Origin of the sequence: Brevibacterium rongguiense (genome assembly GCF_009857845.1) — a bacterium.
GTDB lineage: Bacteria > Actinomycetota > Actinomycetes > Actinomycetales > Brevibacteriaceae > Brevibacterium > Brevibacterium rongguiense.
This window is the reverse complement of record NZ_WWEQ01000050.1, coordinates 1-22,281: the sequence shown is the minus strand read 5'-3', so window position 1 is coordinate 22,281 and position 22,281 is coordinate 1. Positions and strand designations below refer to the sequence as shown.

Below are 22,281 nucleotides of genomic sequence, written 5' to 3'. Positions count from 1 at the left end.
AGAGCAGAACCGCCCCCGGGGGGGCGCAGAAGCCCGGCCGGGCGCGGCCCCCCGGGGGGGGGGGGGGGTGGGGGCCCGGGGGGGGCGGCGGCGCGCCCCGCGGCCTCGGGCCCGCCGGTGCGCGCGACATCCACCCGCACGGTCCGGGCCGGCAGGCCGAGGGCCTGCACCGCCGCCACCGCGCGCGCGGCGATGGCGGCGGAGCCCTCCTGCAGGCCGTGGTCGACCGTGACCGCGGTGAAGGCGTGGCCGCTGGCCCGCCCCACGTGAGCGCAGGCGGCAGCGAGCGCCATCGAGTCCGCACCGCCGGAGACGGCGACGATGAGCGCGTGGGGCTCGGGCGGGAGGGCGGCGCGCACGGCAGCGCGAATGGCGGCCGTGTCCGCGTCCAGGCGGGGCCGGCGCGCGGCGGCCGTCGGAGCCGCGCGCACCGGGTCTGCGGGCACCGCGGGCGCTGGCGCTGGGACACCGGGCTCCGGGGCCACGGACTTGGGGACAACGGGCTCCGGTGCGCCGGGCTCAGGCGCCGCGGGCGCTGCGGGCTCCGGGGCCGGGTCGGCGTCCCCGCCCGGTGCCGGGTCCGGCCGCGCACTGGGCGGCCCGGCCGGGCCGGGGCTCACCCGTGCGCCGGCACGCGGGCCAGCCAGCGGTCGGGGTCTGCGATCTCCTCGGGCGCGGGCAGGAGGTCGGGGCCCTCCCAGACGCGCGCCAGGCCGGTGTGGCCGCGCGCGGCGACGACGGCGCGCACGAACACCGCGCCGCGCTCGTACTGCCGCAGCTTCGCCGTGAGCCCCAGGAGGTCCGCGACGGCGCCGCGCACCCCGCCGGCGTCGGCCCTCCGGGTGTCGAAGGCCCGGCGGATGTCCGCGACCGTCGGGATGGCACCGGGCCCCACGGCGTCCATGACGACGTCGGCGTGGCCCTCAAGCAGGCTCATCACCGCCGTGACGCGGTCGAGCACGCGCTGCTGGGCAGGGTCGGCGGTGACGTCGATGAGCGACGCGCGGCGGCGCAGCGCGTCGGGCAGGCGGCGCAGCACGGCGCCCAACCGCCGGTAGTCGGGATCCGCACCGGCGGCGAACTGCGCGAGCAGCTCCCGCAGGTGCGCCCGGAGCCAGGGCGCGGCGGCGAACTGCGCGCGGTGGGTCTGCTCGTGCAGCGCCACCCACAGCCGGAAGTCGCGGGGCACAGCGCGCAGCGCGCGCTCGATGCGGTAGACGTTGGGCGCCACGAGCAGCAGGCGGCCCTCGGCGCCGAAGGGATCGAACTGGCCCAGCACGCGCCCGGAGAGGATCGCGAGCACCGCCCCGGTCTGGGCGGAGGCGGTGCGCCGGGCGAGGAGCTGCGAGGCCCGGCGCGCACCGGGCAGCCGCCCGGCCAGGCGGCCGAGGCCCGAACCCTGCGGCCGCGCGACCAGCGGTTCGAGCTCCGCGGCCAGCTGGGCGAAGGTGCGCGCGTTCGCCTCGGCCCAGCCCAACCGGTCCACAACGGCAACCGAGCCGGCCGCCATGGCGCGGCGCGCCTGCGCCTCCGTGGCCGGCGGCAGCGCCATGACCTCGAAGACGAGGCCCTCCGCGGTGCCGGCGGCAGCGCGCAGCTCGCGCACGAGCGCGCGCGCCTGCTCGGGCGCCGGCAGCTCCCCCGCCGGCGCGAGCTCGCGGACGGTGCGCACCGCCTCGGCGACGTCGATGAGGCCGGCGGGCGCGGCCGCGCCCGGTGCGGGGGGCGCCGTCACGAGCAGCCGCACTGCGAGAGCGAGGACACGGTGCGGTCGAGCACCGCCCGCGCGGACTGCGCGCTGCCGGCGGGCAGCCCGTCGGCCATGAGCGCGAAGACGAGCAGCCGCCCGTCGTCGGTGAGCACGGTGCCCGCCAGGGAGGACACCGTGGACAGGGTGCCCGTCTTGGCGCTCACCCGGCCGGCGGCCGCCTTTGAGCCCGCGTCGCGGAAGCGATCGGCAAGGGTGCCGGACAGGCCGCCCACGGGCATGTTCGGCACGAGCAGCGACAGGTCGCCGTCGGCCGCGGCGGCCTGGCGCAGCACACCGGCCAGGTCGTGCGGGGAGATCCGGTTGCCGTAGTTGAGGCCGGAGGTGTCCTTGAGGCTGATGGAGCCCGTGTCGAGCTTCATGCCGGCCAGCGCGTCGAGGACCGCCTGGGGCGCCCCGTCCTCCGAGGGCTCGGCGCCCATCGAGATGGCCACCTCGTGGCCCATGACCTCCGAGACGACGTTGTCGCTCTCCAGGAGCGCGTAGCGCAGCACGTCGGCCAGCGGCGCGGACTGCACGGAGGCGAGGGTCTGCGAATCCTGCGCCGCCTGCGCGGGCTTGGCCTGCGCGACGTCGATGCCCTGCTTCTCCAGGGCGGTCGCGAAGGCGTCGAGCGCCACGGCCGCCGGGTCGGCTTCGCGGGGGGCGTTGCGCACGGGGCGGGTGCGGGCGGCATCGATCATGAGGGGGCCGATCGGCGCGATGTAGCCGGCGGCGATGTCCGCCCGCTGCCAGCCCGCGTTGAAGTCCGGTTTCGCATAGCGGCTCAGGTCGGCGCTCAGCCGCACGGAGTCCACGCCCTTGTCCTTGAGGGCAGCGGCAGTGGAGGCGGCGAGCGTGCCCAGGCCGGCGCGCCCGGAGATCTGGTCCGGCTGGGAGGCGCCGGCGCCCAGGAGCACATCGCCGCCGCCCACGAGGGACAGGGTGGGCGTGCCGCCGGACTGGGAGAGGGCCGCGCTCGTGGTGAACGTCGACTGGGCGCCCAGCCTGCCCAGGGCAGCGGCGGCGGTGAGCGCCTTCGTCACGGAGGCGGGGGTGCGCTGGCGCTGTGCGCCCTCGGAGTAGAGGACGTCGCCGGTGACGGCGTCGCGGACCTCGGCGCCCACCTTGCCCTTGAGCCCCTTGGCCGCCAGCGCACTGTCCAGCCGGTCCGCGATGTTCGCGGGCACGGGGGCGTCGGCGTCGAGCCGCTTGCCCGCGCTCGCACTGCCGGCGTGGGCGACCGGTTCGGGCAGCGGGTCGATGACCTGCTCCGGTGCGGTGGTGAGGAAGCCCGGCACGGTGTCGTAGGCGTCGGCGACGCCGTAGCCCACGAGCCCCAGCACCACGATGCCCGCGGTCAGCTGCACCGCCAGCCGGCCCTTGCGGCGGCGTGCGCGGCGGCCGCGCTGGCGCGGGCGCTCGCGGGAGCGCAGCGGCTGCTCCTCGCTGTTGAAGCCGTTGCCGTTCACATTCCCCCTGCGGATCTGCCCGGGCTGCGCGCGGCGTGCCGCCGGACTGGGCGCCCATGCCGCCGCCGGGCCCGGCGGCGACTGTCACTATGCTAGGACAGTCGCCTGGGCGGCGGCGGCCCGTGCCGCCCGCCGCACAGGACCGAGCCGGACCGGGGCCGCGCGTCCCGGGTCAGCCCGCCGCGCACCGCGGCCGCAGGACGGCGACCGGCACTGCACTGACCGCCCACGCACACAGGAGGAGCACCATGGAGCTTCTGGCTACGATCGAGATCCCGCGCGGCTCGCGCAACAAGTACGAGGTCGACCACGAGACGGGGCGCGTCAAGCTCGACCGCTACCTCTTCACGTCGATGGCCTACCCCACCGACTACGGCTACTTCGAGGACACCCTGGGCGAGGACGGCGATCCGCTCGACGTGCTCGTGCTGCTCACCGAGCCAGTGTTCCCCGGCTGCCTCGTCGATGCGCGCCCCGTGGGCGTCTTCCACATGACCGACGAGGCCGGCGGCGACGACAAGGTCCTCGCCGTGCTGGGCGGCGATCCGCGCTTCGACAAGATCCAGGACGTCAAGGACGTCGACCAGGACGTGCTCGACGCGATCGAGCACTTCTTCGTCCACTACAAGGACCTCGAGCCCAACAAGTTCGTCAAGGGCTCGGACTGGGGCGGCCGCGAGGACGCCGAGCGCATCATCAACGAGTCGATCGAGCGCTTCAAGAACGAGCACTGAGCACCCGCCGCTCTCAGCGTCGCCCGCACCGAGGTGCGCTGGGGCGCTGGGGCGCGCCGACTGCCCGCATTCCCGCCGTGCGGCCCGCTGGGCTGCCGGGCTGGGAATGCGGGCAGCCTGCGCTCGTCGGCGGGTTCCGCGGTTCGCACGCTGTGACCTGCATCATCGTTACCCGGTGCGCCCATAACTAAGCGTCGCCTCATTCTCCCCGCTCCGGGCGATGTGCGAGGGTGCAGGCATGCAGCTCGATCACGTCTCCTTCGCAAGCGGCCCCGACGGCTACGAGGCCGCGGCCGAGCGCATCGCCGACGCCCTGAAGATCACCCCGTACAACGGGGGCGTGCACCCGCGCTTCGGCACCCGCAACCTCATCTTCCCGCTCACCGGCGAGCACTACCTCGAGGTCGTCGAGCCCCTCGAGCACCCGGCGGCGCTGTCCACCCCGTTCGGCCAGGCGGTGCGCGCCCGCTCGGAGCTGGGCGGCGGCTGGATGGGCTGGTGTGTGCGGGTCGACGACCTCGACCCCATCGAGGAGCGGCTCGAGCGCCGCGCCGTCGACGGCAACCGGACCCCGGAGGGCGCCGACGAGTTGCTGTGGAAGCAGATCGGCATCAAGGGCCTCATCGCCGATCCGCAGCTGCCCTTCTTCATCCACTGGATCTCCCCGCGCGCCCAGCACCCCTCGCAGCGCCCCGCCGAGCAGCCGGTGTCGATCGCATCGCTGCAGATCGCGGGCTCGCGCGAGCGGCTGCGCGAGTGGCTCGACACGGACGATCCCAAGCCCATCCCGGAGGTCGGGATCGACTGGGACGCCCCGAACGGCATCCCGGGCCTCATGTCCGTGACGTTCGAGACCCCGCAGGGCACCGTCGTCATCTGACGGACCTCTTCCCGGCGCCCGTTCCTCCCGGCAGCCGCTGCTCCCCTGGCACCGAGGCGCCGGCCGGGTCGGCCACCGACCGTCCCCCAGGCGGCACGAGCCCCGCAACCGCTGCGCTCCGCACTGGCCCGACCACGGCGCCCTCACCGCCGCACGGGCGCAGTTCCGCCCGATCGCAGTACGGGCCCCTCGCCGGCTACCGGTCCGCCCAGGTCTGGCGCTCGATGCCGGCGAGCAGCAGGTCGAGGCCCGCGATGAATTCCGAGGCGTCGTCGAACTGCACGAACGCGCCGATGATCGAGCGGACGAACGGGAAGCGCTCCTCGCTCAGGGACTCCCACTCCTCCACCTGGGCCGTGAACATCGCGGCCGGATCGTCCATCTCCGCCCGGTCGCGGGCAGTCTGGGAGATCTCCACGCCCATGCCCGAGGCGTAGTTCACCACCGCAATCGAGGCATGGAACTGCTGGTCGACCGTGAGCTCCATGCCCTGGAGCACCTGTCCGATCCGCTCCCAGAACATCAGCGAGTTCTCCTGGTCCGGGCCCGCCTTGACCAGCTGGCCCGCGAGCCAGCGATGCTCGATCATCTGGACGAACAGGCACAGCACCATGCGCCGCAGGCGGATGAGCCCCCGTGCGCTTGCGGCGCTGGTCTGGCGATCCGCGGCCGGGGCCGGGTGCGCGGCGAACTCCGGGGGCGCCTCCCGCCCGTCGGCAGCAAGGCGGTCGACCTGTGCGAGCGCGCGGCCCAGCAGCTCATCGGCGACGATCCCCATGAGCTCCTCCTTGCCGGAGGCGTACCAGTACAGGCTCGCCACCCCGCTGCCCAGCTCCGCGGCGAGGCTGCGCAGCGTGAGCTTCTCCGCGCCGTCGCGATCAAGGGTGGCGATCGCGGTGGCGACGATCTGCTCGAGGGAGAGCGAGGCGCGCTGGCGCGCCTGCCTGCCCGCGCCTCGGCGGCGGGGCTGGGAGGGCGATGTGTCTGGGGCCATAGGACGAATCTACGCAGGGACTTGCGCTGGATCAAACAGCGTTCTATTCTCGAACACGGTTCGACACTTCGAACAGTGTTCCATACGAACGCGGTCCACCCACTGGGATCTCCCGGAAGGAACGCCATGACCCCCTCCACCACCACCGCGACCCCCGCCCGCAGCTCCGCGAAGCCGCAGAGCATGCGCGCGGCCCTGCCCGCCCTCATCGGCCTGTGCCTGACGATGCTCGTCGAAATGGTCGACAATTCCATCCTCAACATCGCGCTGCCCACGATCGGCCGCGATCTGAGCGCCTCCCCCACGGACCTCCAGTGGATCGTGGGCGCCTACTCGCTGACGTTCGGCGGCCTGCTCATGGTGGGCGGAACGCTGGGCGACATGCTCGGCCGCCGGCGCACGCTGCTCGTGGGCCTGGCCCTGTTCGGGGCCTCGGGGCTCGCCGTGCTGCTTGTGAGCAACCCGGCCCAGCTCATCGCGGTGCGCGCGGTCTCCGGCGCCTTCGCCGCCCTCATCGCACCGCTGACGATGTCGCTCATCTTCCGCCTCTTCGACCGCGACGACCTGCGGACCAAGGCGATCGGCCTCATCATGGTCGTCTCGATGATCGGCTTCGCGGTCGGCCCCACACTGGCCGGCCTCGCAATCGCCAGCTGGCCCTGGCAGGCGCTCCTGGTCCTCAACGCCCCGATCGCCGCGATCGCGTGGCTGGGCGTGCGCTTCGGCGTCGACCGCGACGACCCGGCCGACCGCCGTCCGGGCGGGGCCGACATCCCCGGCGCGCTCCTGTCCGTCGCGGCCCTGGGCCTGCTGCTCTACTCGTTCACCTCCGGAGTGGACAACGGCTGGACCTCGCCCATCACGCTGGGCGTCACGGCCGGCGGGATCGCGGCGCTCGTGGGCTTCGTGTGGCGCGAGCGCACCGCGATGCACCCCATGCTCGACCTCAAGCTCCTGGCGCTGCCCACGGTGCGCGGCTCGGCGATCCTGCAGACCGGTGTCATGATGGCGATGGTGGGCGTCATGTTCGTCTCCACCCAGCTCTACCAGTTCGCCTGGGGCTGGTCGGCCTTCCAGGCCGGGCTCGCCAACCTGCCGTTCGTCGCCGGCATGCTGCTGGCCGGGCCGTTCGTCGACCGCGCGGTCGCGAAGTACGGCCATCGCAGGACCGCCACCGGCGGCACCGCCCTGGTCCTCATCAGCCTGCTCGTGTGGATCTATGCCGTGGGCCACGGGTTCATCTGGTGCGCGATCGCGATGCTCATCATGACCGCGGGGATGCGCACCATCATGACGACCGGCGCCGTCGCCCTGCTGGGCGCGCTGCCGGAGACCCACACCTCGATCGGCTCCGCGATGAACGACACCGCGCAGGAGCTGGGCAATGCCGTGGGCGTTGCGATCGTGGGCACCGTCATGGCCGCCGTGGTGGGCAGCAGCCTGCCGCAGGGGGCGTGGGATGCGGCGACGGTGGCCGGGTTCGTCCACTCCCAGCAGATCTCCTTCGCGATCCTCGCCGTCATCGTGGTGGTGCTGGGCGCGATCGGCCTGCGCAGCTTCACGGACTCGACGGAGACCGAGGAGCACTGAGGCCGACGGGCGCTGCGGCGGCAGGGCACTGCTGCGGCAGGAGCCCCGAGACCGCGGGGCGTCGAGGCGGCAGGGCGCTGCGACCGGGGGCACTGCTGCGGCAGGAGCGCCCGCCCGCGACCAGCCGGTTCGCCTGCCCCGCGCCGGCCCCGGCACCCGCTCTCGCGCGTGCACCGATCCCACAGCTGCACGTGCACGTGCGTCACCGGCTGCGCGGCACCCCCGGAAGGCCAGAGGCCCGGGCGGATCGTCACGATCCGCTCGGGCCTCTGGCCTTCCGCTCGCCCCGCCCGGCTGGTCCGCTCCGTGACCCGGCGGCTCAGCGGGGGTCGATGGCCGCGAGGATGCCCGGGGCCAGGAAGCCCACCGCATCGATGAGCGTGTGGGCGAGGACGAACGGCATGACGCGCCCGAAGCCGCGCGGCGCCCGCCCGTCCCCGGTGCCGCACGCCTCCCCGCACCGGCCGCGCAGGAACAGCCATCCGAAGAGCAGGCCCATGGCGACGTTGCCCGCGAACGGCCCGATCCCCTGGTACAGGTGGTAGCTGCCGCGGAAGACCGCGAGCCCCACGACGATGAGCCAGGGCCGCGCGCCCAGACGAGCCAGACGGTCGGCGCCGAAGCCCAGGAGCAGCACCTCCTCGAGGATGCCGTTCTTCACAGCTGCGAGCAGCAGCACGGTCACCGTCCACCAGTACGAGCCCAGGTTCGCCGGCTGCACCTGCGCGGTGAGCCCCAGCGCGCGGCCCGCGGCGTAGACCCCCAGGGTCCCCACGCCGATGACGAGGAACAGCACCGCACCGCGCCACAGATCACCCCACGGGCGGCGCAAGTCGAAGCCCATCCGCGCGCACGGCGCGGCGAGGACCGGGGGCTGCGCCCCCGCAGCCGCCGCGGTGGCGGGGCTGCTGGACGGCTCTGTCCGCGCCTCGGCCCGTGCCCCTGCCCGCGGCACGACGCTGGATTCGGCCCGCGATCCACTGCCTGCTTCCCGGCCCCGCACGGGCCCCGGCAGGGTGCGGTCGAGCGACATGAGGTAGAGGACGAGGCCGACCGGCACGAGTGCGAAGCCGATGTCGAGGAGCTGGTAGACGAGGTCGAACCACGGCCGGGGCGACTGCGAGGTGTTGAGCTTCGCCTGCGCCTGGGACAGCGGGCCGCGGCTGAGCACATCGGCGAGCCGCACCGCCGCATAGACCGCGGACTGGCCCAGCGACAGCGCGGCGACGAGGACGAGCTCCACGCCCCACCGCCGCCGAGGCGCAGGCCCGGCCGCCGTCCCTCCCCCGCCCGAGGAGTTCGACGGCGGGTTCCCAGGCGGGTCGGCAGGAGAGGGCTGCCGCGGGTTGACGGGCGGGTTCCCAGGCGAGGTGTCCTGCGGCCCAGCCAACGGATCCCCGGGTGGGGTCTCCGGGGGATTCCCGGGCCGCCGCTCCGGTCGTTTTCCCCGGCCCGGAGCGCCGTCGCTCACGGCCGGCCGTCCGGGCCGTCCGCACGGCCCGCCCCGGCCGTGTCTGCGCCCGCGCCGCCTGGCGCGGTCGCACCCGCGCCCACACCGCCCGATTCGGCGCCCGCTCCGGCAGCGTGCGCCTCGGCGGCGTCGATGACGCGCCCACGCGCCTGGGCGGCGATGCGCCGCTTGGCCGCGCGGCGCTCCTGGGCACCCTCGATGAGCTGGTAGAGCACCGGCACGAGGATCAGCGTGAGCAGCGTGGAGGTCACGAGGCCGCCGATGACCACGATCGCCAGGGGCTTGGAGATGAAGACCCCACCGCCCGTGAGGCCGAGCGCCATGGGGGTGAGCGCGAAGATCGTGGCGAGCGCGGTCATGATGATGGGCCGGTAGCGCAGCCTGGCCCCCTGGACCACGGCGGTCTGCAGGTCCACGCCCCGCCGGCGGAAGCTGTTGATGAGGTCGATGAGCACGATCGCGTTCGTCACGACGATGCCGATGAGCATGAGCAGCCCGATCATCGCCGTGAGCCCCAGTGGCGTGCCCGTGGCCACGAGCAGCCCGATCGAGCCGGTTGCGGCGAACGGGATGGAGACGAGCAGGATGAACGGCTGGATGAGGGACTTGAACGTCGCCACGAGGATGACGAAGACGATGAGGATAGCCGCGAGCATTGCCAGGCCCAGCTGCTGGAACGAGTCCTGCTGCTCCTGCGACGCGCCGCCCAGGCTGGCGGTGACCCCCTGCGGCAGGTCCGCGGCGTCCACCGCGTCCTGCACCGTCTTCGTCACGGCGCCCAGGTTGTCACCGGCCGGCGTCACGCTCACGGTCGCGGCGCGCTGCCCATCCGAGTGGGCGATGACCGGGGCGGTCGTCACCTGGCGCACTGCTGCGACGTTCTTCAGCCGCACCGTCTTCTGCTCCGCTGCGGCCGACCCGGCCCCCGAGTCCTGCCCGCCCGGGTTCTGGGCCGGGACCCGCGGCTGAGCCGGCGCCTGCGGCAGCTGGGGCTGCTGCGTCTGCGCGGGCGCCTGGGGCTGCTGGCTGGGCGCGGGCTGCTGGGGCTGCCGGCTGGGCGCCGGCTGGCTCGGCGCGGGCTGCTCGGGCTGGCCGGGGGGCTGCGTCTGCCCGCCCAGCGAGGAGCTGGGCTGCGGGCTCCGGTTGGCCATGGCGGCCACCGCCGAGGAGCCGCCCGGCTCCCAGACCGCGGCCGAGGTGCGCTCGAGCACCGCGGTCTCCGCGCGCGGCGCTGCGCCAGCCTCCGCGGGCGGCGCTGCGCCCGCCCCGGTGGTGCCCGCCGCACCGGATCCTGCCCGACCGTCCGCGGAGGGCACGCGGGCGGCCTGTCCGACGGCTCCGGCCGCACCCGCTCCGGCGGCGCCCGCACCGGCAGCACCCGATCCTGCGGCGCCCGCACCGGCGGCGGAACCGCCGCTCGCAGCGCCTCCGGCCGACCCGCTGGTCCCGCCGCCCGCGGCTCCGGCGCCCGCCGCGCCGGCACCCGCACCGCCGGCCGTGTATGGGATCTTCAGCTCCTTGAGCTCCTTGACCGTCTTCGCCTCGCGCTGGAAGAGGTAGACCTTGTGGCTGACGTCGTCGAAGGTCACGGAGCCGATGTTCTGGCCGTCCATGGCGCGGGCGACGTACTGGCCGATCTGCGACTCGGTCAGGCCCTTCTTCCCGGCCTTCCTGTGGTCGATGTCGACCTCGATGATCTTCTGCACGGCCTCCTGGTCGTCGGTGACCTGCTGGATGCCGTCCTTGCCCTTGAGCGCCTTCGCCAACGCCTCCGCACCGGTGGTGAGCGCCTTCGCGTCGTTGGCCGTGAGCGTCACGTCGATCGTGGAGCCGCCCGGCGACTGCTGGCCGGCCTGCACCTCGACGTCGCCGGCGCCGCGCAGCGCGTCGAACTTCCTCTGCAGCTCCTCGGAGACCTCCGCGCTCTGCGCACCGTCGTGGAGGTTGAGGATGTAGCTGCCGGTCAGCCCGCCGCTGGAGCTGCCGCCGCCTTCGAATCCGGAGCCGCCCACGGAGAACTGGTAGTCCTTGACCGCGTCGTCGGCGGCGAGCACATCCTCGACCTTCTTCGCCGTCTGCGAGGCGCCCTCGATGTCCGTGCCCGGGGCGAACTTCTGCTGCACCTGCAGCGTGTCCTGACCGGTGTCGCCCAGCAGCTCGGTCTTGAGCAGCGGGGTCATGGAGAACGTCAGCACGAGGACGACGACCGCGGCGACCAGCGTGATGACGGGGTGGCGGGTCGTCCAGCCGATGATCGGCGTGTACGTCCGCTGGAGGCGGGTGACGGGTGAGTGCAGGCTGGCCAGTTCGTCGACCTGGGCGGCGTCCTGCGCACCGTCCTCGGCGTGCGGACCGGCTCCCCCGCCGTCCGCGGTCATGCCTGCCGGCGCCGGGCCGGTGACCATGCCGGCGGTCCTGCCGGCGGGGGCGGGGCCGGCGGCCGCTGCGTTCGGTTCCACCGCAGCGGGCATCTCCTGCGTGGCGTCCGGGTCGCCCACGCCCAGCGCATGGGAGCCGGTGGGGGCAGCGGACCCGGCCCGCGCCTCGGCGGCGGTCGCTCCCGGCGCACCGGCTGCGGCCGCGCCCAGCGGAGCCGAGCCCGCGGAGTGCGCACCCCGGCCCCGGCGGCGCCTGCCCGCCTTATTCGCAGCCCGGCGCTCGGCGCGCCACTGCGCCAGGCCCGCGGCCCGATCGCGGCGGATCTCCCTCTTCTGCGCGCGGCTCAGGCGCACGCGCGACTCCCGGGCGCGCAGGAACCAGTAGGCCAGGACGGGCACGATCGTCAGGGCCACGAGCAGCGAGGAGGCCAGCGCGATCGTGACGGTGAGGGCGAAGGGCCTGAACAGCTCGCCCGTCTGGCCGGAGACGAAGACGAGCGGCAGGAACACCGCGATCGTCGTGAGTGTCGAGGCGGTGATGGCCCCGGCGACCTCGCCCACGGCGGCCAGGATGTTGCCGAACTTCGACCCGCCCAGCGCATGCCTACGGCGGATCGCCTCGATGACGACGATCGAGTCGTCCACGACGCGGCCGATCGAGATCGTCAGCGCGGACAGCGTGAGCATGTTGAGGCTGTACCCGCCCTGCCACAGGCCGATGAGCGTGATGAGCAGGGACAGCGGGATGGAGATCGCCGTGATGAGCGTGGCGCGCACGCTGAAGAGGAAGACGAGGATGATGACGACGGCGAATGCGAGGCCCAGCAGCCCCTCGGTCACGAGGTCGTGAATCGACTGCTCGATGAACGGCGCCTGATCGAAGAGGACGGTGAAGTGGGTGTCGCCGCCCATCTTCGCCTGCACGTCCGGCAGCGCGTCCTGGACGGCATGGGCGACGTCGACGGTGTTGGCGTCCGGCTTCTTCGTCACGGCCAGCGTCAGCGAGGCCTTGCCGTTCGTGCGGGAGATGCTGGTGACCGGTGCGTTCGCCAGGGTCACGTCGGCGACGCTGGACAGCCGGACCTGCCCGTCCTCACCGGTGAGGGTGAGCTTCTTGAGGTCGTCGAGCTTCGACAGCCGCTTGCCCACCTCGACCGGAGCCTCGTCGTCGCCGTCCTTGAGGTCGCCGGCGGAGGTGGGCACCCCGTTGGCCTGGAGCAGGGAGGCGATCTGGTCGACGGAGACGCCCTTGTCCTCCGCGTCGTCCAGGCGCACGCGGATGTTGACCTGCTTGACGTTCTCACCGGAGACGGCGGCCCCGCGCACCCCGTCGAGCTTCTTGAACGCGGGCACGGCCACGTCGTCGAGCTGCTCTGCCAGCTTGTCCGTGTTCGCGTCCGCGCCGTTGACGGACATGACGACGACGGGGAACTGATCGACGCTGCCGGCGAAGACGGTGGGCGTGACGTCGTCGGGCAGCTGGGGCTCCACCTCGGAGACGGCGCGCTGGAGTTCGCGCACGATGTCATCGGAGCTCGTGCCGTACTTCGTCTCGACGGTGATCTGCGAGCTGCCGGTGGACGAGGTCGACTTCACCGACTCGACGTCCTGGACCCCGTTGAGCGCCTGCTCGAGGGGATCGGTGACCTCGCGCTCGACGGACTGCGGCGAGGCTCCCTGGTACTGGGTGGTGACGATCGCCTGAGGCAGCTCGAACTGGGGGAAGAGCTCCTGCTTGAGCGAGCCCGCCGCGATGACCCCGAACACCACCGCGCACAGGGAGATCAGCGCGATGAGCGCGCGGTTCTTCAGGCTCAGGCGGGCGAGGAGATTCACGTGGGGCCTTCCGGGAAGCGGGGCGAGCGCCCAGCGGCGGCCGCGATTGCGACCATCCTAGGTGTCCGCCGCGACCCGGTGGGGTGGGGCAAGCCTCACTTCTGGGCGGCGGGTTCCCCGGCCGGGCGCGGTGCGCAGGCGCGTTCCCGCAGCGAGGAGCACAGCGCACGAACGCAGGGCAGAGCGCGACGCATGAGCGCGCGCTGATTGGTCCGCGGCCAAAATTTAAGCTACCTTAAATTTCACCGGCGGCGCGGCAACCGTGCCCGCACCGCACCCCACACCACACGACGCGAAGGAGGCAGCCCATGGCAGTCCGACCACCCACCACCCCCCGCGGCCAGGATCCGACGGTGCGCACCAAGCCGCCGGCCGGCCCGCTCGTGGCGCTCATGGGCCCCGCCTTCGTGGCCGCGATCGCCTATGTGGACCCCGGCAACGTCGCGGCGAACCTCAGCGCGGGCGCGGAGTTCGGCTACCTGCTCGTCTGGGTGCTCGTGGCGGCCAACGTCATCGCGATGCTCGTCCAGTACCTCTCGGCCAAGCTGGGCATCGTGACGGGCCGCTCGCTGCCGCAGCTGCTGGGCGAGCGCCTGCGCCGGGGCCCGCGCCTGCTGTTCTGGGGCCAGGCGGAGATCGTCGCCGCGGCCACGGACATCGCCGAGGTGGTGGGCGGGGCGATCGCACTGCAGATCCTCTTCGGCCTGCCGCTCGTGGTGGGCGGGCTGATCGTGGGCGCGGTCTCCATGCTCCTGCTGGCCACGCAGAACCGGTTCGGCCAGCGCTGGTTCGAGCGCCTCATCAGCGGGCTGCTCCTCGTCATCGTCGTGGGGTTCGTCGCGGGCCTCTTCTTCAGCCCCCCGGACTGGGGCGGGGTGGCCGGCGGTCTGGTCCCGCGCTTCGAGGGCTCGAAGTCGGTGCTGCTGGCCGCGTCCATGCTGGGCGCCACCGTCATGCCCCACGCGGTCTACCTGCACTCCTCGCTCACCCGCGACCGGTTCGGCTCGGACCTGCCGCGCCCGCTCATCCGGCGCATCCTGGCGGGCACCCGCGCCGACGTGCTGGCGGCGCTCGTCGTCGCGGGCTCGGTGAACATCGCGATGCTGCTGCTGGCCGCCGCGAGCCTGCCCGGCGTGGAGGGCACGGACACGATCGCCGGTGCCCACGCCGCCATCGCGCACGCGCTGGGCCCCGCGATCGGCGTCGCATTCGCGGTGGGGCTGCTGGCCTCCGGGCTGGCCTCCACCTCCGTGGGCGCCTATGCGGGCTCCGCGATCATGGGCGGCCTGCTCCACGTGAACGTGCCCCTGCTGGCCCGCCGCGCGGTCACGCTCATTCCTGCACTGGCGATCCTGGCAGTGGGCTTCGACCCCACGCTGGCGCTCGTGCTCAGCCAGGTGCTGCTGAGCCTGGGCATCCCGTTCGCCATCATCCCGCTCATCGCCTACACCTCCCGCCGCGACCTCATGGGCGAATTCGCCAGCCCGCGCCTCATCCACTGGCTGGGGTGGGCGGCGTGCGCGCTCATCATCGCCCTCAACGCCGCGCTCGTCGTCCTCACCGTCACGGGGCAGGCGTAGCCGGTGCCGCCCACCGCGCGGGTTGACCCCCTGGCGCTCACCGGGTGAGCGCCGGCCAGCCCGCGAGTTCGACCCAGTCCGCACCCGCCTGCTGCCCGCACCCTTCTGCGGCTCGCGCCCGAGGTGCGGGCCGGCCCGGACCCCTGCCCGCACCTCGGGCGCGGGCGTCTGCGTGCCGCTAGGGTGAGCCCGTGGGCAAGAGGGAGCGCGAGGCAGAGCAGCGGCCGGAGGCACGCGACGTCGATTCGCTGAGCCCCGTGGCCCAGGACTACCTCAAGACCATCTGGTCGACGACGGAATGGGGCCAGGCGCCCATCAGCGCGAAGGGCCTGGCGGAGAAGTTCGGGACGAGCCCGGCCAGCGTGACGGACACGGTCAAGCGGCTGGCGGGCATGGGCCTCGTCGCGTACACGCCGTACCGCCCCGTCGAGCTCACCGCCGCCGGCCGGGCGCTGGCGGTCCAGATGGTGCGCCGGCACCGGCTCATCGAAACCTTCCTCGTCGAGCGGCTGGGCTATGGCTGGGACGAGGTGCACGACGAGGCCGAGCGGCTCGAGCACGCGGTCTCCGACGACTTCACCGCGCGCATCGATGCCCTGCTCGGCCGGCCCAGCCACGATCCGCACGGCGACCCGATCCCGGACGCCAGCGGCCGCACCCACCGCGATGCGGACACGGTGGCGCTGGCGCAGGCGAGCGGTCCCCAGGCCTTCGAGGTGGTGCGGGTCTCCGATGCGGACCGGGAGGTCCTCGCGGCCGCCGCGAAGGCCGGCATCACCCCGGGTGCGCGCGTGGAGGTGGGAGCCGACGGGGCGGTCTGCACGTCCGCGGGATCGCAGGGCTCCCCAGTGCCCGCGGCGATCGCCGCCGCGCTCTGGGTTCGGCCGGCCGGCTGAGTCCGGTCCGCTGGCGGGGCCGCGGCGCGGCTACCCTGGGGCTCATGGCCGAGCACACCACGAACTACACCAGCACCTTCATCGGCGTGGCACCCGACTCCCCCGCTCCGGGGCCCACCGTGCCCCCGGAGCGCGAGACGCCCACGGTTGCGCGGCGCACCTACGAGCTGCTCGCGGACGCGCCCTACCGGTTCACCTCCGACGACATCGTCTTCACCGTCTGGGCCGATCGCAACGGCATCCCCGAGGACGAGCGGCCGGCGGCGCGCGAGGAGTTCTTTGCGAAGGGCCAGCCGTGCCTGCGCTCATCCGACCTCGCGCAGAAGTACGGCTGGGGCTTCCACTGCGATGCCGACGGGCGCGTGGCGCTCTACGGCAAGGGCTCGCGGGAGTACGACTCGCTGGTCCTGGGCCTGGACCCGCGCGACAGCTCGCGCGTGAAGGTCATGGCCGCGATGCGGTCCGCGCGCTGAGCGCGCGCCGGGACGGACGGCGAATACGTCAGTTTCGTTACGTGCAGGCTCAGCGCCTGCGCCCGCCCCCAGCGGCAGGGCGCTCCCTTTCACCGTGCTCACCAGGGGTGAATCACGCGCTTTTCGCAGCGAGTGGGCCGCGGACCTGACCGGCACGTAAACAAAATGACCAAAAGTTATCTGAACTTGACCTGTGCGCCACCCCCTGGAAGTGTCGGAAGGGCTTGTCGCCCCGGCTCCGAGCCGGAGGCGCCGCTTCGACAGTCCCAAAGCATCCGCTGAGGATGCAGAAACCGGAGAGACACCCGATGAGCGCAACCCGCGCACAGCGCTTCACCTCCCTCGGTGCTGCGGCCGTCCTGGGCTTCGGAGGAGTGGCCCTGGCCGCCCCCGCCGCCTCGGCCGCCCCGAGCGAGGCCCCGAAGTCCGACCAGAAGCCCCAGGCCAAGCCCTCGCAGGCGACCGCCTCCTTCGCCGAGGTGAAGGCGGAGGCCGAGGCCACGTTCAAGCAGGACCCAACCATTCAGGGCTTCGGGCAGGCGCAGAACGGCAAACCTGTGGTCGTCAAGCTCAAGGGCAAAGGCGTCTCCGCCGCTTCCGCCGGGCTCATCAAGGACAACAAGATCCAGACGATCGAGCTCAAGGCTCCGCTCACCGCGCGTGCCGGCAGCCCCGGCACCACCGTGGGCGGTGGAGGCTACGCCGCCGGCACCAGCGCCAGCGCAACGTCGGTGAGGGGCTACTGCTCCATCGGCTTCGCCTCGCTCAGCTCGTCTGATTTCTCCCCCCAGGCGGTTTCGGCTGGCCACTGCACCGGAGTCGCTCCCAATGCAAAGGCGGACATCACCACCGGCAAGGCGATGAGCGTCTTCGAGACACTCGCCAGTGGCGACGGTGCCTACACGGGCAAGCCCACCGACACCTCCACTGCGCGACTCGCCCCGAAGGGTTTCACCGGCAAGGTCGTGGACTATCGCTTTGGCAAGCCCGGGCAGACGAAGGCGGCGCGCAACGGCGAAGAGAAGAAGACGAGCACCGACTTCTCCCTCATCGCGCTCGCCAAGGGCACCCCCGTCGTCCCGCGGATCACCCAGTGGGACGAGGCCGGTGCGAAGAAGAATGACCTGCTCACCAAGACTCGCAACGTCACGGGCATTGCCACGGCCAAGAACGGCGAGAAGATCGCCCGCAGCGGTCGAACCACCGGGTACAAGACCGGCAAGGTCATCATGACGAGCGGATGGGTCGATGTCAGCGGCCGAAAGGTCTACGGGTTTGGCACCGACGCCCTCAGCGACCACGGTGACTCGGGCGGTCCCTTCGTCAATTCGCGTGGAAACGCACTGGGTGTGCTCTCCGGTGGTGGCGAGCAGTCAAACGGCACTCCGTTCTCCTTCGCCGCTGACCTGAGCAACGATCTCAACCAGATGAAGAACAAGACGCGCGTCCTCGTCGCCAAGACGATCGGCTACAAGACGCCGTCCGGCAAGCTGCCCGCGAGCCCGAAGCCCACCACGGCGGCGCCGACCACCGCGGCGCCCACCGCCACGGATTCGGCCTCCGCGACGCCGTCGAGCTCGGCCCCGGCCACGCAGACCCCGGCACCCAAGCCAGCTGCCCCCGAGGGCTCGATCAAGCCCGGCGGCAAGGTCTCCGGCACCGGCGCCACCGGCTTCACCGGCGGCACCTTCGTCGACTCGAAGGGCAAGAAGCACAAGGTCGAGGTCAAGGGCGACAAGTGGTCGTTCACGGCCGAGAAGACCGAGGGCACCGTCACCGGCAAGGTCTACCTGACGACGAAGTACACGGTCACCCGTGGCACTACCGTCAAGTACATCACCAGCAAGCTGGCCGAGGACCCGAAGCCGGAGCCCAGCACGCCGGCCCCCACGAAGTCCCCGTCCAAGTCGCCTTCGAAGAAGCCCACCTCCACGGCCCCCGCGCCGGCCCAGGCCAAGCTGGCCGTCCAGCCGCGCACCATCGGCCTGGACAAGTTCGTGGGCAACGGCGACAAGGACAAGAAGGTGGGCGTGACGATCGCGCTGACCGGCGCCAAGCCCGGCAGCAAGGCCACCATCACCACCTCGAAGGACGGCATCTCCGCGAAGAAGGAGACCGCCACCGTCGCCAAGGACGGCACCGTCTCCACCCGCGTGTGGGGCCTGGCCAGCGCGTCCGACAAGAAGGTCTACCTGGGCAAGTACGACGTCAAGGCGAACTTCGAGTCCAACGCCACGAAGGCGAAGTCCACCACCGCCCAGGGCGCCACGGCGCTGAACTCCTCGTTCAAGGTCGTCGCCGATGACCAGGGCAACGGCGGCAGCAACGACGACGGCAACAAGGGCAACGGCGACCTGCCCCGCACCGGCTCCGAGGTGGGCGTGGCACTCGCTGCCGCCGCCGGCCTCCTGGCGCTGGGCGCGGGCCTGGTCCTGACGGTCCGCCGCCGCACCCGGCGCTGAGCCGCAAGTGCCGTAGTTCGGCACAGCAGTCAGGCAGCCTCCAGGGGGCGCCGCTAGGCTGAGGGGCACGGAGTTTCGACTCCGTGCCCCTCAGTCGTTGTCGTCCCTTATGCCGGGCACCCGGCGAGCGAGCATGTCAACGGAGCACAGCAGTCATGAAGCGCACACTGAGCACGTCGTTCGCCGGGCTCTTCGCAGCCGCGGTGCTGCTCAGCGGTTGCGGACAGAACGGAGCCACCGTGGAATCGTCACAGCAGCCCACCACCCAGGAGCCCCGCAGCATCGTCGGCACCTGGGGATCGGATGAGAAAAGCCATCCCTACCTGACGTTCAGCGCCGACGGCCGAGTCGAGGGGACCGACGGGTGCAACGGCATCTTCACGAGCTATGAGCAGACGAACGATGGCGCGGAACTCGAGCCCTACATTTCGACTCGACGCGCCTGCGTCGGCATCGACCCGTGGCTCAAGGATGTCACTCGCGTGGCGATGAATGGCGATGAGCTCGTCGCCTACTCCGGTAGCGACAGACTGGGTGTCCTCAAGCGGGAGGGCGACACCCCGGGACCCGTGCATTCCTAGTTGTACTGACCGGAGACGTTGATCAAACGTGAGAAGGGCGGCTGGTTCCCGCAGGCCGTGTGGGGCCGGTGGTGGTTGTAGTAGTGCAGCCAGCCCTCCAGCTCGCCCCGGCGTTCCGTTTCGGAGGTGTAGCAGCGGGCGTAGGCCCAGCCGTCGGCCAGGGTGCGGTGGAACCGCTCGATCTTGCCGTTGGTCTGCGGCCGATACGGCCGCGTGCGCTTGTGCCTGACTCCGAGCTCTGCGCAGGTGTCTCGCCATAGGTGTGAGCGGTAGGCGCCGCCGTTGTCGGACAGGACGCGTTCGACGGTGACGCCGCGGGCGTTGAACCACTCGACGGCCCTCACCAGCACTGCGGTGGCGGTGATCGCGGTTTCGTCGTCGTGGATCTCGGCGTAGGCGACGCGGGAGTGGTCGTCGATGACGGTGTGGACGTAGGCCTTGCCCATCAACGGGTCCCGGTACTTGTTCCGGGGCTTGCCTGGTGTGGCGGCGCGGTTCTTCTCTCCCTGTTGGCGGCCGACGTAGCGCCAGCCGCCGCCGTCGGGGATGTTGCCGAGCTTCTTCACGTCGACGTGGAGCATCGCGCCAGGATGGCCATGCTCGTAGCGACGGACGGGCTCACCCGTGGCGCGGTCGACATGCGAGAGCCGGTTCAGGTGAGCATCGGTCAGGATCCGGTGGACCGTCGACGGCGCGATCCCCAGCCTGCACGCGAGCTGCACTGGTCCTTCCCTCAGCCGGAGTCGCAGCTGGATACAGCGCTTCGTCGTCGCCGTGTCGGTCTTGTTCGGCGAGTGGTGCGGGCGTGAGGAGCGGTCCTGCATCGACTGACCAGCGCGGTAGCGGTCGGCCCAGCGCTTCACCGTCGGCCAGGAGACTTGGAATCGGGCGGCGACCTCGCTGACAGGCCATCCGTCATCGACAACGAGACGGCCGACGATCAGACGGTGGCGCGGGGTGAGTGCTGCGTTGGCGTGTGACATTGAGGTCCTGTCGGGGAATGAATTGCGGGGCAGCTACCGGGCGGCAGCTGCCCCGCAGGGCGAGACTCAGGGTGAGGTTCAGTCCCGTTCCAGCTCGTGGAGGAGGGCTAGGAGTTCTTGGCCGTTGACGGGTGCGAAGAAGTGTTGGTCGACCGACTCGACGTCACGAACGGCTCCGGTTGCCAGCTGTCTGCCTGCAGGGGTCACCGAGACGATCTTGCTCCGGGCATCGGCAGGATCGTCTCGGCGTTCGAGGAGCCCCTTGCCCTCGAGGGTACGAAGCACCTGGGAGGTCATCATCACGTCCGTGCCGGCGAACTCGGCCACGCGACGCTGACTGGGCTGCTCGTTGCCCTCGTGGGTCAGCCACCACGTGGAGGTCAGGAGCACGAACTGCACATGCGTCAATCCGTGGGACTTGAGGGCGGCCGCGATCTGACGCTGCCAGCGCAGGGTCACGCGCCACAGGAGCAGGCCGGGGCTGGACTCCGGAGGCAGTGAGTCGCTCATCGCGTCGCGGCAACCCCGAGTGCGGCGATCACCTCATTGAAGTCCTCGCACACGCCCTGCCCAACCTGAGCACACACCTCATCCGAGGCTCCTTCGACCGTGCACCTGTAGGTGATGACGGTCCCGTCCGGGCCGGCTGCGGCCTCATGGCGCACACGCACCTCAACCCCCGCATCGGGGACCGGGGTGAGGTCCTCATAGCCCACGCCAGGCTCAGCCCACGTGATGCTGAACGGCAGGCTGCTCCCGTCGGGAAAGTTCATCGTGGCAGTCGTACCGGCCTGGAACGGGCCGTCCATGTCGATGCCGGTGACTCCCGGGTTCCATGACGGCCATGTCGTCACGTCCGAGAGCAACGCGTAGACCTGGGCGGGCGTTGCGGGCGTTCGCCCCTGATACGTGGCAGACCACATGCATCCTCCTGAGATAGTAAGTACGCATATCATATCAACCAACGTCCCCGGTCGTTACACCTAGTACCGCCCGGAGAACCACCTGCGCGGCGCCGACTCTGTCGAGCCCACTGGAACTTCCAGGCTGCGCCGCTAGGCTACGAGTGTTCACGCCGTCCACTCGCCGCCACCGACTGCAGGGCGAGTGCGATCACGAGGCACGGTTCACCGAAGGGAACCGAACATGAAGCGCACACTGTCCACGACGTTCGCCGGACTCATCGCAGCCGCAGCGCTGCTCTCCGGCTGCGGAGAGAACGGAGCCACCGTGGAATCGTCACAGCAGCCCACGACCGAAGCGCCCCGCAGCATCCTCGGCACCTGGGGTTCCGACGAGAAGGGCCACCCCCATCTGACGTTCAATGCCGATGGCAGTGTCGAAGGAACCGATGGATGCAACGGCATCCATACGACGTTCACGAAGACGGACGGAGGCGCGGAACTGAAGCCATACATGACAACACTTCGCGCCTGCGTCGGTGTGAACAGCTGGCTTCGCAACCCTCGTCGCGCAGTACTCGACGGGGACGAGTTGATTCTGTTCAATGCGAAGGCCGAAAAGCTAGGCGCCCTCCATTTCGAACGCGACGCCACTGCGCCGGCGAGTTCTTGAGCGTCACGCGCCAAGGACGCCGCCTTCCCCTTGCCGATCAAGGGCAACCTGCGCAGGCGAGGATCGGGGCTCTGTCTTGGTTCAGCAGTACTGCGCAACAGTGAGCTACCGCAACTCGACACTGCATGAACATCTGGTGTGACGACGGCCCGCCATGAATTCGAAACCAGAATGACCAAAAGTTATCAAATGTTGACCGGCCCCTCTTCGGGTGGAAGAGTCGTCCCCGTCACAGCCTGATTTCTTCCCCTCAGGCGCGCCCCGCATCGTTAGATGCTCGGAACGGAGAAGAATTTCATGGCCCACCCCCCTGTCCTGCGCGGTACCGCGATGAGTGCCGCCGCAATCCTCGCTTTCGGCGGAGCCGTCGTGTCGGCACCGTCCGCCAGTGCCGCCCCAACAAGCACCTTCTCAGCTCTCAGTGCACAGGTTGCGAAATTGGCATCCAAGGACCACGCGGTCGAAGGCTTCGCGAAAGCCAGCAACGGCGAAGCGGTCATCTTGAAGCGCCCTGGGTTTCGTTCCGTGGTTAGACGGTCGCGGGCGCGGTCGTCGTGGGGTGAGTGTAGGACGCTTCGACGCTCGCTGGGGTGCGGTAGCCGAGAGCTTCGTGGAGCCGGGCCGTGTTC

The 22,281-nt window shown here is 71.6% G+C and carries 18 protein-coding genes; 9 read left to right on the top strand and 9 right to left on the bottom strand.

What is annotated here, in order from left to right:
• The 3 genes from GSY69_RS10610 to dacB all read right to left on the bottom strand — a co-directional run.
• The coding region (locus GSY69_RS10610; RefSeq protein WP_328698851.1) for an ATP-binding protein at window positions 1-359 on the bottom strand (359 nt) is incomplete at its 3' end.
• A gap of 257 nt (window positions 360-616) precedes the next feature.
• Entirely contained in the window at window positions 617-1,735 is a 1,119-nt protein-coding gene (locus GSY69_RS10605; protein WP_160953818.1) for a zinc-dependent metalloprotease, read from the bottom strand.
• Entirely contained in the window at window positions 1,732-3,219 is a 1,488-nt protein-coding gene (gene dacB / locus GSY69_RS10600; protein ID WP_328698850.1) for a D-alanyl-D-alanine carboxypeptidase/D-alanyl-D-alanine endopeptidase, read from the bottom strand. Before dacB ends, GSY69_RS10605 begins: the two co-directional genes overlap by 4 nt.
• A gap of 248 nt (window positions 3,220-3,467) precedes the next feature.
• Between dacB and GSY69_RS10595 the strand changes: the two genes are divergently transcribed.
• Entirely contained in the window at window positions 3,468-3,953 is a 486-nt protein-coding gene (locus GSY69_RS10595) for an inorganic diphosphatase (RefSeq protein ID WP_160953817.1), read from the top strand.
• 238 nt (window positions 3,954-4,191) lie between these two features.
• Complete coding sequence (locus GSY69_RS10590) at window positions 4,192-4,833, top strand: VOC family protein (protein ID WP_160953816.1); 642 nt, start codon at window positions 4,192-4,194, stop codon at window positions 4,831-4,833.
• Between the two features lie 196 nt (window positions 4,834-5,029).
• On the opposite strand, the gene GSY69_RS10585 is transcribed toward GSY69_RS10590, so the two are convergent.
• Complete coding sequence (locus GSY69_RS10585; protein WP_160953815.1) at window positions 5,030-5,827, bottom strand: TetR/AcrR family transcriptional regulator; 798 nt, start codon at window positions 5,825-5,827, stop codon at window positions 5,030-5,032.
• A gap of 126 nt (window positions 5,828-5,953) precedes the next feature.
• Here GSY69_RS10585 and GSY69_RS10580 point away from each other — a divergent pair, with 126 nt between their 5' ends.
• Window positions 5,954-7,417 (top strand): MFS transporter, encoded by a 1,464-nt coding sequence (locus GSY69_RS10580; RefSeq protein ID WP_160953814.1) that lies wholly within the window; start codon window positions 5,954-5,956, stop codon window positions 7,415-7,417.
• A 319-nt stretch (window positions 7,418-7,736) separates the two neighbouring features.
• Here GSY69_RS10580 and GSY69_RS10575 read toward each other — a convergent pair whose 3' ends face one another.
• Both GSY69_RS10575 and GSY69_RS14705 read right to left on the bottom strand, forming a co-directional pair.
• Window positions 7,737-8,660, bottom strand: a complete 924-nt coding sequence (locus GSY69_RS10575) for a CPBP family intramembrane glutamic endopeptidase (protein ID WP_328698849.1) — start codon at window positions 8,658-8,660, stop codon at window positions 7,737-7,739.
• A 224-nt stretch (window positions 8,661-8,884) separates the two neighbouring features.
• Window positions 8,885-13,102 (bottom strand): efflux RND transporter permease subunit, encoded by a 4,218-nt coding sequence (locus GSY69_RS14705; protein ID WP_328698848.1) that lies wholly within the window; start codon window positions 13,100-13,102, stop codon window positions 8,885-8,887.
• A 308-nt stretch (window positions 13,103-13,410) separates the two neighbouring features.
• Between GSY69_RS14705 and GSY69_RS10555 the strand changes: the two genes are divergently transcribed.
• The 5 genes from GSY69_RS10555 (at window position 13,411) to GSY69_RS10535 (ending at window position 19,094) form a co-directional block, all read left to right on the top strand.
• Window positions 13,411-14,682: an Nramp family divalent metal transporter gene (locus GSY69_RS10555; protein ID WP_160953813.1), complete on the top strand. Its 1,272-nt coding sequence runs from the start codon at window positions 13,411-13,413 to the stop codon at window positions 14,680-14,682.
• Window positions 14,683-14,873: 191 nt separating this feature from the next.
• Complete coding sequence (locus GSY69_RS10550; RefSeq protein ID WP_160953812.1) at window positions 14,874-15,578, top strand: metal-dependent transcriptional regulator; 705 nt, start codon at window positions 14,874-14,876, stop codon at window positions 15,576-15,578.
• 44 nt (window positions 15,579-15,622) lie between these two features.
• Window positions 15,623-16,051, top strand: a complete 429-nt coding sequence (locus GSY69_RS10545) for a DUF6157 family protein (RefSeq protein WP_202411036.1) — start codon at window positions 15,623-15,625, stop codon at window positions 16,049-16,051.
• A gap of 308 nt (window positions 16,052-16,359) precedes the next feature.
• Complete coding sequence (locus GSY69_RS10540) at window positions 16,360-18,513, top strand: trypsin-like serine protease (RefSeq protein WP_160953811.1); 2,154 nt, start codon at window positions 16,360-16,362, stop codon at window positions 18,511-18,513.
• A 155-nt stretch (window positions 18,514-18,668) separates the two neighbouring features.
• The gene (locus GSY69_RS10535) at window positions 18,669-19,094 is read left to right on the top strand and encodes an META domain-containing protein (protein WP_160953810.1); all 426 of its coding nucleotides are present in this window, start codon (window positions 18,669-18,671) and stop codon (window positions 19,092-19,094) included.
• Here GSY69_RS10535 and GSY69_RS10530 read toward each other — a convergent pair.
• The 3 genes from GSY69_RS10530 to GSY69_RS10520 form a co-directional block, all read right to left on the bottom strand.
• Entirely contained in the window at window positions 19,091-20,077 is a 987-nt protein-coding gene (locus tag GSY69_RS10530; protein WP_160953809.1) for an IS481 family transposase, read from the bottom strand. The two genes, GSY69_RS10535 and GSY69_RS10530, sit on opposite strands and share 4 nt — an antisense overlap.
• Window positions 20,078-20,155: 78 nt before the next feature.
• On the bottom strand, window positions 20,156-20,587 hold the full coding sequence (locus tag GSY69_RS10525) for a MarR family winged helix-turn-helix transcriptional regulator (protein WP_160953808.1): 432 nt from the start codon (window positions 20,585-20,587) through the stop codon (window positions 20,156-20,158).
• Window positions 20,584-21,000 carry an SRPBCC family protein gene (locus tag GSY69_RS10520; protein WP_160953807.1) on the bottom strand — a complete coding sequence of 139 codons (417 nt, stop codon included), beginning with the start codon at window positions 20,998-21,000 and terminating at the stop codon, window positions 20,584-20,586. The genes GSY69_RS10525 and GSY69_RS10520 overlap by 4 nt, the downstream gene beginning before the upstream one ends.
• Window positions 21,001-21,223: 223 nt before the next feature.
• Between GSY69_RS10520 and GSY69_RS10515 the strand changes: the two genes are divergently transcribed.
• Window positions 21,224-21,652 carry an META domain-containing protein gene (locus GSY69_RS10515; RefSeq protein ID WP_160953806.1) on the top strand — a complete coding sequence of 143 codons (429 nt, stop codon included), beginning with the start codon at window positions 21,224-21,226 and terminating at the stop codon, window positions 21,650-21,652.
• Window positions 21,653-22,281 lie beyond the last annotated feature (629 nt).

Excerpts from the sequence above, each read along its gene's own strand:
- GSY69_RS10595 (WP_160953817.1), top strand. The coding sequence starts at position 3,468 with ATGGAGCTTCTGGCTACGATCGAGATCCCGCGCGGCTCGCGCAACAAG.
- GSY69_RS10590 (WP_160953816.1), top strand. The coding sequence starts at position 4,192 with ATGCAGCTCGATCACGTCTCCTTCGCAAGCGGCCCCGACGGCTACGAG.
- GSY69_RS10585 (WP_160953815.1), bottom strand. The coding sequence starts at position 5,827 with ATGGCCCCAGACACATCGCCCTCCCAGCCCCGCCGCCGAGGCGCGGGC.
- GSY69_RS10580 (WP_160953814.1), top strand. The coding sequence starts at position 5,954 with ATGACCCCCTCCACCACCACCGCGACCCCCGCCCGCAGCTCCGCGAAG.
- GSY69_RS10555 (WP_160953813.1), top strand. The coding sequence starts at position 13,411 with ATGGCAGTCCGACCACCCACCACCCCCCGCGGCCAGGATCCGACGGTG.
- GSY69_RS10545 (WP_202411036.1), top strand. The coding sequence starts at position 15,623 with ATGGCCGAGCACACCACGAACTACACCAGCACCTTCATCGGCGTGGCA.
- GSY69_RS10540 (WP_160953811.1), top strand. The coding sequence starts at position 16,360 with ATGAGCGCAACCCGCGCACAGCGCTTCACCTCCCTCGGTGCTGCGGCC.
- GSY69_RS10535 (WP_160953810.1), top strand. The coding sequence starts at position 18,669 with ATGAAGCGCACACTGAGCACGTCGTTCGCCGGGCTCTTCGCAGCCGCG.
- GSY69_RS10530 (WP_160953809.1), bottom strand. The coding sequence starts at position 20,077 with ATGTCACACGCCAACGCAGCACTCACCCCGCGCCACCGTCTGATCGTC.
- GSY69_RS10525 (WP_160953808.1), bottom strand. The coding sequence starts at position 20,587 with ATGAGCGACTCACTGCCTCCGGAGTCCAGCCCCGGCCTGCTCCTGTGG.
- GSY69_RS10520 (WP_160953807.1), bottom strand. The coding sequence starts at position 21,000 with ATGTGGTCTGCCACGTATCAGGGGCGAACGCCCGCAACGCCCGCCCAG.
- GSY69_RS10515 (WP_160953806.1), top strand. The coding sequence starts at position 21,224 with ATGAAGCGCACACTGTCCACGACGTTCGCCGGACTCATCGCAGCCGCA.